We start from the raw sequence: 14376 nt of genomic DNA, 5'->3' as shown, positions 1-14376 counted from the left end.
GGCATCATCGAGAACCCGATCGGCACGACCTCGATCTACAACGAGGACGGCGACATCCTGGCGGTGGGCAACCGCGCCCAGTCGCTGATCCGCACCAACATCCTGCACATGGAGACCGATGACGTCGCCGATGGCGGGCTCGACCAGGGCGTCGGCACGATCGGCGAGGCCAATGCGCGGATCAACATCGACATCGTCGATGCCGACGACCTGCCGCGGGGCACCGAGTTCCAGAGCCGCAGCGTCTTCCTGGCCGACGACTCGATCACGCTGTCCTTCGAGAACACATTCTTCACCGGGCAGCTGGTGAAATACGAGGCGGCAACCCCGCTCGGCGGGCTGATCAGCGGCGAGAACTACTACATCATCCTTTCGCAGGACGGGCTCTCGATCCAGCTGGCAGAGACCAAGGCAGACGCTCTGTCCGGCCAGGCGATCAACCTGACCACGGCCGGGGCGGACACCAACGTCCACTCGCTAACCCCGGTCACCCGCTTCGACGTGGAATCGGCCGACGACATCTACCTGGATGTCCTGGGCCGCCACCGCTCCGCCGTGTCGCATGGCGGCGGCGATCCGAACTACATGGTCACGATCGACGCGGTGGAAGCCGCGGGCGACGTGAACATGCTGCTGCAGACCTCCGTGCGCGAGACCAATGTCGGCAAGCGCGGCGGCGTGCAGGTCAAGTATCCCGGCGATGCCGGCGGGGTGCTGCCCGACAATCCCTACGTCGTCTACTTCCTGCCCGACATCTTCCCGACGCCGGACAAGTACATAGGCGCCTATGCCGACACCCCCTCGGAGATCGGGAGCCTCTACAGCTTCCGCGCCGCGGAGCAGGCGACCGACGACCTGATCGAGCCGGGCGTGACCGCGGGCGGCAACATCATCGTCAAGGCGGTGGATGCCCAGGACAATTCCGCCCCGCGCACCAACATCCTCGGGATCACGCAGATCCTCGCGGGCGGCGACCTGGACTTCTGGACCAACGGCTACATCACGCTGACCGAGAAGACCGGCGACATGCAGGTGGAGCGGATCCGCTCGGAATACGACGATGTCCTGCTCTATTCCCCGGCCGCGATCATCGACAACCGCAACTTCACCGAAGAGGCCGGAAGCAGCACCGCCGAGGCCGATGTCGCGGGCGTCAACATCACGATGAAGGCGGGCACCAACCTGGTGACCGGCACGGGCCCCTACTACCTGCTGCCGGATGCCGAGGACGTCACGGCCAGCGTCGGCGTGCAAAAGGCCACCGGCGGCGTCGGCAAGCGCGATGCCTGGCTGGAAATCGACGTGGCGCGCACCGACAACGCCACCGGCGTGCTGCGGGTCTTCGACACGACCTCGACCGACAGCGGCGGCGTCTGGCTGGACGAACTGTCCGGCGACATGCGGATCCACACGATCGACATGCGCGACGCCAATACCTCGGACGGGGCGGCGGCGGGCAGCCTCGACAGCGACGATGTCGGGCTGCGCACCCAGTCGGGCTCGGTGATCGACGCGCGCAACGACACGATCTGGAACGTCCGCGCCCAGTCGATCTACATCGACGCGCATGGCGGCTCGATCGGCGAGTTCGCCAACGACCTGGACGTCAACAGCCGCTACAACATCGAGTCCGGCTCGATCGACGACCTGGCGCTGGAGGCCTCGCAGAACATTTACGTCACCGAGACCGCTGGCGCGATGCACCTGGTCTATGCCCATGCCTATTCCGGCGACATCCGCCTGACCGTCCGCGAGGACGGCGCGCCGGGCGGCGCCGAGGGCAGCGCGAATTTCGTGCTGAAGGCCTCGGGCATCGCCCAGTTCGCGCAGGACTCGACCGCCGCGCCGACGGAGCATGCCGACAATCCGCGAGTTATCGCGCATGGCACGATCTTCGCCGAGCAGGGCGCCATCCAGGTGCGCGCGGGCGACGACATCACGCTGCACCAGAATTCCCGCAGCTGGGCCGAGGAGGGGATCGAGTTCTACGGCGACGCGCGCGTCGTCGATGACGGTCCGTTCCTGGCCGATACCGATGTCGGCTTCGGCGCCGACATCGTCATCCGCGGCGAGCTGATCGCCGGGGCGGTGGTGACCGATGGCGGCGACTATCTCGGCGGCGAAGAGCAGGGCACCGCGGTGCCCACCGAGACGGCGCCGGTCTACCTGACCGAGATCTTCGGCAACGCCGACGAGGACATCATCAATTTCGGCGACGTGACCGGCATTGCCGGGGCTACGCTGATCGGCTCGGCCGGCTACGTGTTCCTCGGGTCGAAGACCCGTGCCTACGGCAGCCAGTCGCGCCCCGTGGCCAATGTCAGCGCCGGCGATGACGGAGAGGACCTGTTCCGCGTCTACTACCTGCAGGATGCGCTGACCCGCACCGGCCCGGAGACCGCGGACGTGATCGCCGAGCATACGCTGACGCTCGACGGCCAGGCCGATACCGACACCTACGAAGTCTACACCCTGGGCTCGCAGGGGCCGGATACCCGCAACTACGTCATCAACGTGCTGGATACCGGCGAGGAGGATGACGGCGTCGACGAGATGACAATCTTCGGCCGCGACGCGCCGGCCGACCAGGAGGGCACGGACGACATCTTCCTGATGCGCGCCGCCGCCTACCTGCCGAACGAGACTGCGGACCGCCCCGGCTATGTCGCGATCCTGCACGGCACGCTGGAGCCCTACGAGGACATCCTGCCGGGCAACGAGGACAGCATCGAGGTCCAGCGGATCAACTACGACACCGCGCTGAACGGACGGCTGACCATCGAGGGGCAGGGCGGCGACGACGCGTTCTTCTCCGACGACGTGACGGTGATCGCCACCTATGACGGCGGCGCGGGCGACGACACCTTCCAGATCGGCCAGATCTTCGGATCGAACCGCAACGTGGCGGATGGCAACCTCCTGGTGCAGGACGAGTTCGTCGACCTGCGGCCCACCACCCGCGGCTGGCTGAGCCGCGGCAGCTCGGCGCCCGTCGTGGCGCAGGGCGGCACCGGCAACGACACCTTCCGGGTCTATTCCAACCAGGCCGAGCTGCGGCTCGAGGGCGACGACGACAACGACCTGTTCATCGTCCGCGCCTTCGCGATCTCGGCGACGACCGATTTCGACTGGAACAATGACGGCACGATCGACGTGCTCGACCTCGAGGTCGGCCGTGACGTCCTGACGGCGGCGCAGGACTATGTCGAGGGCCCGGATTTCGTGCTGGGCACCGGCATCGACGGCGATCCCGAGGATGCGCTCTTCGGCAATGCGCCCACCTGGGCCGGCGGCGAGACCCTGACGCTGGCGAAACTTCAGGAGCTGGGCGTCGAGGTGACCGCGGGCACGGTCGGCGCCTACCGCGCCGCGCTGGCGGCCGGCCTGCCGAAGGGCATGGGCGGGGCGACAGACTACATCTTCGACACCAACGGCGACGGCGGGATCAACTTCCTCGATCTCTTCATGACCCAGGGCGACACCACCGACGACGTGATCGTGCTGGACGAGGAAGGCGTCGCCACCCCGCAGATCGGACTCGGATTCTCGGTCGCGCAGGCGCCCGACATCCGCGCCGGCGGCGGCCAGGACGAGGTGCGCTACAACATCAACGCGCCGGTCTCGGTCGAGGGCGGCACCGGCTTCGACAAGCTGGTGATCCTCGGCACCGAATTCGCCGACGACATCGCCATCACCGACAAGGGCATCTTCGGCGCGGGCCTGAACGTCCGCTACTCCACCGTGGAGGTGGTCGAGGTCGACGGGCTCGAGGGCGACGACAAGTTCTATGTCCAGTCCACCGCCTTCGGCGTGGCCTACCGGGTGATCGGCGGGCTCGGCTCCGACATCATCAACGTCGCGGGCGACGTCCAGGAGGACATCATCACCCGCGAGCTGGAGGGCGTCTCGGGCGCAGCGGACCACTTGGTCCAGTCCGACGACATCTTCTACGACGGTCTGGTGGTCGACGGGCTCGACTACAACGTCGCCCGCGACGGCGAGGGCCTCGTGGTGATCGACGAGGGGGCCGACGGCTTCACCGCGGTGCGCGAGGGCGGGACCGGCGGCCTGTCGGTCGACAGCTACAGCGTGCGGCTGGCGCGCAAGCTGACCGGCAGCGAAGTGGTCTACGTCACCGTCTCCGCCGCCCGCTCGCCGCAGGAAGAGCGCGACGACAGCTTCGCCAACCCGGCGCCGCTGCCCAACGGGGCGGGGGACTCGCTGTGGGTGTCGCGGCTCAGCCCGGCAGGGGTGACCGAGTATCCGACCGGCACGACCTGGGGCAATGCCGACATCTTCGGCGTGGACTACCTGGAAAGCGGCACCGAGGCCGACGAGGCCTTCCTGCGGCCGGTGACCTACGAGGGCGTGGACGGCTTTGTCGCCAACCGTGCCGTGACGCTGGTCTTCAACGCCTCCAACTGGGACACCGGGCAGGAAGTCTATCTGTGGGCGGTGGACGATGCCCGCGCCGAGGGCGACCGGGTCGTCACCGTGCAGCATTCGGTGATCTCGAACGCCGCCGACTACGACGCGGTCGACGTGCGCAATGTCGAGGTCGAGCTGCGCGACAACGACACGCCCGGCGTTCTGGTGACCGAGGTCGACCCGGACAGCCTGACCTTCGACGGGTCCGGCAACGTCCAGGCGGGCTACGAGGAGGACGGCCGCACGCTGGTGATCGAGGGCGATGCCACCACCGGCTATTCCGACGCGGTGATCGTCCAGCTGTCGAAGGAGGTGGAGCCGGGCGACCAGGTGGTCGTGAAGGTCAATCTCGGCGACTTCACCGGCAATCCCGAGCTGGTCGACCTGGCCGACAAGGGCTTCACCCTGTCCGACCTGGGCGGCGGCGGCCGGTTCGACCCGCTGACCGGCACCATCGTCTTCACCTCGGCCAACTGGGACAGCCCGGTGGCGATCGGCATCACGCCGCTGCAGGACGGCATCCGCGAGGATCCGCAGACGGCGGTGCTGAGCTTCGGCCAGAACCTGGAGACCCTGACCGGCCTGACGGTCGGCGAGTGGGATGACGGCGGCGTGTCCAAGGTCAAGCTGTCGCTGTCTTCGCTGGGCTGGGTGGCTTCGGGCTTCGGCGCCGAGACCATCGACATCACGGGCATCACCGGGCTCGGCTCGGAACTGATCGTGGGCTTCGAGGATGCGGGCTACACCGCGCTGCTCGACCTGTCCTCGGCCGGGGTGGCCACCGGCACCTTCGCCGGCGCCACCGCGACCCGGACCCTGGCCGCGGGCGAGGAAGTCTCCGACGACTCGAACGGCATTGACGGCGACTACGCCTTCCCGAACCTGCGCTCGGGCACGGGCATTCTCGATGTCGAGGTGATCGACGACGACACGCCCGGTTCGGTCGTGCTGGAATCGGGCCGAGACACCGTGCTGGTGCCCGCCACGGCCACCGGCGGCATCTTCGACGTCACCGGCGGCAATACCATCACCGCGCTGGAGGACGGCTTCGACTGGAAAGCGGAAGGCTTCGATGTCGGCGACACGATTACCATCGAGGGCTCGTCGATCTTCGCGGGCACCCGCACCATCGCCACGGTTGCAGGCGACGCGATCACCGTCGCGGGCGGCGGGCTCTCGGACGGCGCCGGGCAGTATGCGCGGATCATCTCCGACGCGGGCTCGCCGCAATCCGACAGCTACAAGCTGCGCCTGACCCAGGAGCCGGGCGCGCCTGTGACGGTCTCGGTGCTCACGGACGGGCTGGCCGACGTGACCTGGATCGACGCCAATGGCGACGGCATCCGGCAGGCATCGGAAGAGATCGCCGCGGGCGACTACCAGACCATAGGCGGACTCCGCCCGGTGCAGGCCTTCTCGGGCACGCTGGATATCGCCTGGGATGGCACTGGCACCAACATGAGCCTGACCCGTACGGGCGTCTCGGATCTGGGGAGCTTCCTCTCCGAAGGCTGGGCCGCGGGCGACCTGATCGAGATCGGCAATTCGGGGATCGGCGCATTCGACGGCGTCACCTTGGAAGTCGCAAGCGTTTCCGACAAGATCCTCGTCGTCACCGAGCATGCTGGGTCGGATGCGATCCCCCCCGTCCCCGGCGAACATGAAGGCGTCGAACAGGTGATCCTGTCGCGGATGATCGAGTCCGAGATCTGGTCGGGCGAGGTGGTCTATGCCACCGCCGATGACGGGTCCGACCAGCTGATCCGCACCGAGGCCTTCGTCGATTTCGATCCGCTGGATATCGACGTCAACGATCCCGACAGCCTGGCGCTGCTGGAGGATTACGACAACTACGATGTGCAGGGCTTCCTCGGCGAGAATTTCGTCGAGGGCATGCGGGTGCGGATCTTCGATCTCAGCGACGCCACACGCAGCACCTATGTCGATGCCAAGATCGCGCTGATCCGGGGCTTCAACGTCTCCAAGGACCACACGATGCAATTCACCTTCGAGACCAACGACGCCCTCGCGGCGGCCGGCTGGCTCACCGGCGGCTCGCCGGTCCAGGTGGAGATCAACCGCATCGCCGTCCAGGCCACCTTCGACGCGTCGGATTACTACCAGTTCCAGACCGTCGAGCTGACCGCCGATCCCTATTACGACGTGCCGACGACCCGCGAAGGGGTGAAGATCTTCCCCGTCAAGGCGCATCGCCTGTCGAACATCCGCGGTCCGCTGGCCGTGGAAGGCGGGCCCTCGGGGGCCGACCGGTCGCTGACCAACGGCGTCAAGCTGCCCGGCGAGACAGACGAGTTCCTGATCGCCATCGGCACCCAGGCTCCGGAGAGCCAGCAGATCGACGTGCTCAACATCTTCAATGACGGCTCGCAGGCGGACGGTTCCGGCGTGATGACCGAGACGACGCTTTCGGGCTTCGGCATGGGTCCGGACCTGACCTTCCCCTTCGTGACGGGTCCGCTGTTCGGCGAGGGCGCTGAAGGCCAGGGTCCGGTGAGCCTGAGCTATCCGGGCGGCATCAGCTTCGGCAAGGTCAATTTCGGATCCTCCGGGGTGACCAACGACTCCGAGGTCTCGACCATCGAGGTGGTCAACGTGATGCTCGGCGTCGGCAATGACGACCTGACGGTGGACGGCACGCTGAACCCGGCGCCCTTCGTCCAGGCCCAGAACGAGTTCGACTTCGTCGAGAACTGGGACAGCGCCGTCACCGGCGGTTTCGACGGCACCGACTACGGTTTCCTCGTCGATGCCTATGCCGCCGATCCGGATCTTCCGGACATCTCCGGCAAGCTGATGATCACGCGCGAAGGCTTCGACTGGAAATCGCAGGGCTTCCTCGTCGGGCAGGATGTCTACTTGAACGGCGGGATAACCTCCATCGGACGCATTATCGCGATCGAGGACCGCATCGCCTATTTCGACGAATTCGGCGACCCGATCATCGATCCGGAGACCGGCGAACCCTACCGCGATCCGAACGACAACTCGCTGCTGATCCTCGACACCACCGAACTGCCGGACAACATCAATCCTTCGGGCGACGACCTGCTGACGGCGGTCGACCAGGAGGTGTTCGAGGTGCTCGAGACCGAGGTCTTCCTGAAGGACGAGGACAGTCCCGAGGACCAGGTCGGCACTAGGATCGTCTGGAACGGCCAGGTCCAGACCGGCGACCGCCCGGCTGCCGACTGGGAGGCGGCGGGCTTCCTCGAAGGCCACCTGCTGCAGATCGGCATCGGCGCGGACCGGCAGGAATTCCGCATCCTCTCGGTCGAGGGCGACACGATCGAGGTGGAGGGCGAGGGCCTGTCCGACGGCGCGCTGACTGCCGCCTTCTGGGTCCAGGGCGAACATGGCGGGCTGACCGTGCTGCATGGCGGCGGCAACCTCTACGTCAACTCGCTGGCGACCTATGACTTCGCCACGGGCGGGGACAACCTGCTGACCCGCACCGACGGGCGCGGCTTCGACGAGGCGGGCTTCGAGGTCGGCCAGATCGTCCAGCTGGGCGGCGAGACCCATACCCGCGAGATCCTCGGCATCGTCGATGCCGACCAGTCGGCCTATTTCCCGGATCCGATGGATCCGCCGCCCTTTGCCAGCTGGGGCAAGGGGGCCGTGCTGGTTCTGAGCGATCCGCTCGCCGCCGGCGGCGCGGTGGAATACACCGGCTTCACCGGCCAGGAAATGCTGCTGAGCGTCGCCGAGGCCTTCGAGACCAGCGAAGTGCTCGATGTCCGCATCGAGGTCCTGGAACGCGGCGCTACGATCGAGACCTACGTCACGCTGATTGGCGACGATGCGGACAAGACCTGGGAGGGTCTCGGCTATCTCGAGGGCGGCGTGCTCTTCATCGAGGGCCGTCCGGGCGGCTTCCAGATCGCGGCGATCGACGGCGCGGAGCTGCAGCTGCTGAACGCGGCGCTCGGCGACTGCGCGGATGCCGACGGCACCGCCACGCTGCGGATCTCCACCTATGACGAGACCCGCTCCGGCGGGCAGCGCGTGGGCGGCGACTACTTCAAGGTCAATGGCGGTGCCGGTCCGGACAGCCCGCTGGTGATCTACGGCGACACCAGCCAGGACGGCGTGTGGTATTCCGGCAATCCGTCGAACCGGCTGGGGCTGGAATTCGGCGAGAAGCCCTTCGATCCCTTCCCGCATCTGCCCGATGCCGAGAACGAGGATGACGAATGGGTCTTCGCGCTGGCCAATCCGTTCGACCTGCACGGCAACGACATCATCGACGCCTCGGCGCTGTTCGCGGATGACGCGGACGCGGCGACTGCGATCTCGGTGGGCCTGACCGTCTATGGCGGCATGGGCAACGACCTGATCATCGGCTCGCAGACCGGCGACCACCTGGCGGGCGGCTCGGGCGACGACATCATCATCGGCCAGCGCGGCACCGACCACATCTACGGCGACAGCGGGTTCAACGTGAACATCCTGACCCGCGCGCTGACCGTGGCGACGGTGAACCTCTCGCCGATGCCGTCGATCGATCCCTCGGCGCCGCGCGGCGACAGCTCGCTCGATCCCTCGGCGGGCAGCGCGGTGGCGGATCTGCTGGGCAACCGCGCCTATGATCCGGCGACCCGCGCCGCCCAGTTCGCGCTCTACGGCGCGGTGCCGGGGGCGGGCGACGACGTGATCGAAGGCAACGGCTCGGGCACCGAGGACGGCACGCCGGACATCATCTTCGGCGACCATGGCGAGGTGGTCCAGTTCGTGATCGATCCGAACCTGCCCGATCCGGTCGGCCTCGACTACCTGGGCGAGACGGTCCATGCGGGCATCCCGCAGAAGATCCAGATGACCTTCCTGGGCTCCGTGCTGGAGATCAATTCCGTCGAGCCGCAGACCGGCGGCGACGACACGGTCTTCGGCTCGGAGGTCGACGACGTCATGATCGGCGGCGCGGGCAATGACATGCTCGACGGCGGCGAAGGCGACGACCTGATCTTCGGCGACAACGTCAACCTGAAGCGGCGCGGCGGCATCGAGGGCGGCATCATCACCTCGCTGCGCTTCCAGACGCTGGCAGGGACGCTGATGTACTCGCGCTCGGACAGGGACCTGTCGGCGGGCTATGACGAGCAGAGCACGACCGGCCCGAACAGCGGCGTTCTGATGGTGACGCTCGACAGCGAGGGCAACCCGGTGGCGCGCGACTACCGCGATCCGAACGGGCCCGGCTGGTGGACCGAATACGAGATCGACTATGCCGAGTACCACAGCTTCGACGTCCAGGAGGGCAAGACGGGCTCCGGCTCCTTCGGCAACGACTACCTTGCCGGCGGCGCGGGCCACGACCAGATCTTCGGCCAGCTCGGCAACGACATCATCCAGGGCGACGGCACCATCCGCGGCGCCGTGGCGACCAAGGGCGACGGCACCGCGGTCGGCGACGATGCCGAGAACCCCCATTACGGCGGGCTGATTGTGCCCGAGCGCTATGTCAGCGCGGCGCGCGAACTGCCTGCGCTCGACGAGGACGGGACGATCGCCGATCCGGTGGGAGCGCTGAAGATCGTGGCGGCCACCGAGGGCGACGAGTCCACCGACGGCAACGACTACATCGAGGGCGGCGGCGGCTGCGACACGGTGTTCGGCGGCCTCGGCCAGGACGACATCGTCGGCGGCTCCTCGAGCTTCTTCGGGCTGGTAGATGCCGATCTGCGCCCCGACGGCGAGGACATGCTGTTCGGCGGCACCGGCGCCCGTACCGACCGCAACGACGAACGGGCGGCCGATGACGGAACGGCCGGTTTCGAGGTCGGGATCGTCACCGACGAGGCGGACGGCACGCTCGGCGACGACACCGTTGAAGTCGGTTCCGGCCGCAACGCCCGCGATGCGGATGTCATCCTCGGCGACAACGGCGACATCATCCGGATCGTCGGCATCAACGGCATCGACGTGCTCGACACCTATGCCGACGGCACGAATGACATCGACAGCGGCAGCTATGGTCCCGAAGGCCTGATCTATCAGGATCCCGACATCGACGCCTATGCTGCCAAGTACCTGACCCGTTCGACGCTTTCGGTGATCGACGGACAGGCCTTCATGTCCGGCGGGCTATACCTGGCCTACAATTACGACACCAATATCGGCGAGTTCGAGGAGCTGACCGGCACCGCCGTCAACCCCAATGTCCGCGACACCGGCTACAACGGCGAGGGCGGCGAGCGGATCATCGTCCGCGGCGTCACGCTGCTCGACTACTCGGCGGGCGGTCCGGACTATGCCGGCAGCGACGGCGTGTCCGGCAATCTCGGCAAGTTCGACCTTGAGACCGACATCACGCTCGACAAGAACGTGGCGGTGCCCGAGGGCGGCGACCTGTGGCGGTCGACCTTCGGTTTCTGGTCGCTGACCGACATCGGCGGCGGGGACGAGATCCACGGCGGCACGGGCGACGACATCGCCTATGGCGGCGGCGGCGACGACATCGTCTACGGCGATGCCGACCATGACGACATCGTCGGCGGCTGGGGCAATGACTGGATCTCGGGCGGCACCGGCAATGACGGGGTGATCGGCGATGACGGCCGCATCTTCACCAGCCGCAATACCGGTCTGAGCAGCGACGGCCAGGTCAGCCTGAAGGGCAATACCCGCAGCTTCGGCAATTACGGCACGGAATATGCCGAGGAGTTGTTCGGCATCTGGAGCCTGCTGAACGCCGATCCGGACAGCCGCACCAGCCAGGGCAACGTGCTCAACGAGGAGGCCTACACCCCCGGCCAGGTGCAGCGCGCGCTGCTCAACCGCGCGGGCGAAATGGTCAAGTCGGTTGATCTCAGCCCCTTCGACATCATCGACAGCTCGATCGATCCGGTGACATCGGCCAACCCGGTGTCGCATGATCCGAAATTCGCCGATGACGTGATCTTCGGCGGGCTCGGCGACGACTTCCTGCACGGCGGATCGGGCGACGACGCGATCGGCGGCCAGGAGGCGCTCTACGACAGCTACATGGTCTGGTTCTCCGGCGACTTGCCGCAGAACAGCGCCTTCCTCGAAGACGATGAGCTCAATCCCGACAATCCGGGCACGGACGAGATGGTGCTGGTCCGCACCGACTTCACCCGGCCCTGGAATCCGGGCAACATCCTGCTCTTCGGCACCGGCGAGGACCATTGGAACGAGCCGACCCCGGTCCAGCAACGCACCGGTGAGTTCTACCTCTATGACGAGTACGACCCGCGCCGCGTGATCCTGTTCAACGACGACGGCACGCTGTGGAAGGGCACCTATCTGGACGTGAACGGCGACTTGCAGGGATCGGACGATCCGAAGCTGTTCCGCCAGTACTTCCTCAATGCCTATGACAACGAGGGCCTGTCGCTCTCGGGCATCACCGAGTTCGAGCCGAACGGCGACCCGGTGCTTGGCTCCGAGCGCGTCGTCCAGAGCGACGGCGACGACCGGATCTTCGGCGACATGGGCAATGACTGGATTGTCGGCGGCACCGGGCGCGACCATATCTACGGCGGCTTCGGCAACGACCTGATGAATGCCGACGACGTGTTGGGCGGTCCGGGCACCTCCTATGACGACGGGACCTTCGGCACGGCCGACGATCCCGACGGCGAGGGCGGCGACATGGGCCTGAACGACACGCCCGAGACGCATTACACCTGGGAGGACCGCGTCTTCGGCGGGGCCGGTCTGGACATCCTGATCGGCAACACGGGCGGCGACCGGCTGATCGACCATCTGGGCGAGTTCAACAGCTACATCGTGCCCTTCGCGCCCTTCGGCATCGCGACGGTCAGCCGCCAGGTGCCGCCGCAGCTGTGGGACTTCCTGACGGCCCAGGCGGCCAGCGACGGGGTCGACATGACCCGCACGGCGGATGTCGGCGGGCTGACGGCGACCCAGGACAGCCGCTATTCGGCGGTGATCCAGAAGCAGGGCAACCCGCATGGCGAGATCGGCCTGGTGACGCAGCGCGACCACGGCTTCTGGCAGGACCAGTCCGGCCCGCCCACCGATCCGCAGGCCGGCAACATCCCCGGCGGCGCCCGCGACATTCTGCGGACGGCCGACTTCAACGACCGCTCCGGCGACGGCTTCGCGGTGGATCGCGGCAACTTCACGGCGACCGGCGGCGCGCTGGAGATCTCCTCTGCGACCTCCGACGACGTGGCCTCGGCGGTGTTCCTGCTCGACGACTACAAGCCCAGCTACTTCGAGATCGTCTGCGACGTGAACATCGACAAGCCGATCAGGGGCTGGAAGGCCAATGCCTATGCGGTGTTCGACTACTACAGCGACAATGACTTCAAGTTCGCGGGGATCGACATCTCCAACAACAAGATCGTCATGGGCTATGTCGACGAGACCGGCTGGCACTATGTCCGCCAGTCGAACAAGCCGGTGCAGATCAAGCCGAACGAGACCTACCGGGTCACGGTCGCGGTGAACGGCAGCAATGTCACCGTCGCGATCCAGGACGTGAACTTCTTCGACTACACCTACGCGGCGCGGCTCGATGTCTACGGCGATCCGATCCCGATGGCGCGCGGCATGGTCGGGGTGGCGATGGACGGCTCGAAAGGGCGGGTCGACAACTTCAAGGTGCAGATCCTGCCGCCCGACTGGACGCTGGAGGAGACAGACGACTTCCTGCCGCCGGTGGCCGAGCTGCCGCGGGTGGTCCAGTCCTCCGAATGGGTCGAGGCCTCGGGCACCCTGACGGGCACGGCCATGGGGACCGCGCCTGCGGTGCAGACCGTCGATCTGGGGGTCTCGATCCTCACCAACTCGATCCTCGAGATGGAGGTCGACATCGAAACCGACGGCATGGCGGGCTTCGTCTTCGACCGCTACGACGCGCTCGACTACAAGTTCGTCGCGCTCGACACGGTCAATGACCGCGTGGTCATCGGCCATGCCACGCCGGATGACGGCCAGGTGATCGACGCGGCCTATGCGCTCGATCTCGACGGATCGGCGGTGCGGCTGAAGGTGTCGATCCAAGGCGCCGGGCTGGACATCACGGTCAACGGCACCGAGGTGGCGTCGCATGGCTTCAACGCCGCGCTGGTCGATGGCGGCTTTGGCCTGGCGGTGATCCAGGGCGAGGCGTCCTTCTCCGAGTTCCGGCTCGCCACCAATGACGAGCAGTTCGCGGCCGCGCTGAAGCTCGCGTCGGAAAGCGTCGCGGCGCTGGACGGCGACAGCTACATCTCCGCCGACCCGGTCGATCCGGACGATGTGCAGCGCATCTACGATGCCGCCCTGCAGGACTGGATCGAAGCGGGTTTCGTCAGCGCCGAAGAGGCAGATGCCCTAGCCGGCGTGCAGGTCGTCGTCATGGACCTGGAAGGCGCGACCCTGGCGCGGGTGATCGACGAGGATACGATCGCCATAGACCTGACCGCGGCGGGCGCGGGCTGGAACCTGGAGGCCGATCCGGAGGACGACACCGCCTTCGAGACCGGGCTGGTGTCCGGCGGGGTCGACCTCCTGACCGTGCTGCGCCACGAGATCGGCCATCTGCTCGGCTACGAGCATGACGATCTGGCGATCATGTCGGCGGAACTGTCGAGCGGGACCCGCATCGCGGTCTCGGCCGACGGGGCCCCGGCTGATGACGGCGGCACCGCGACGGTGGAGCCGGCCCCGGAGGACACCGGAACCGATCCGGCCCCGACGGCCAAGGGCGGCGGCCGCAAGACGGCGGCGCTGGTCTTCGACCCGGTCACCGGGACGCTGGTCGAGGCCGCCGAGGCCGGGCAGCTCTTCGCGGCGCGCGACGGCACGGCTCCGGTCCTGGCGGGCGGCGCGGTTGCGCTGGCCGGGGCGCGGCTGGCCAAGGGACGGGCAGCACCGGCCAAGGCCAAGCCGCTGGCACGGGCCGAAACGGCCAAGGCACGCGGGCTGCGCCGCTGGTTCGGCCGCTCGGCCTGA

Annotated in this window: 1 protein-coding gene (running past one end of the window); it reads left to right on the top strand. The window is 67.2% G+C overall.

Going from position 1 to position 14376, the window contains the following annotated elements:
* A protein-coding gene (locus HCC78_RS12890; protein ID WP_172329193.1) for an LEPR-XLL domain-containing protein crosses the window boundary here: on the top strand, nucleotides 1-14376 show its final stretch. The gene continues 24294 nt to the left of window position 1, outside the view; 14376 of the gene's 38670 nt are visible here — the last part of the coding sequence; the start codon falls outside the window, past its left edge; its stop codon occupies nucleotides 14374-14376.

Source organism: Mangrovicoccus sp. HB161399, assembly GCF_013184745.1.
Taxonomy (GTDB): Bacteria; Pseudomonadota; Alphaproteobacteria; order Rhodobacterales; family Rhodobacteraceae; genus Mangrovicoccus.
Note: the sequence above shows the minus strand (reverse complement) of the source record. Positions and strands in the feature narration are given on the sequence as shown.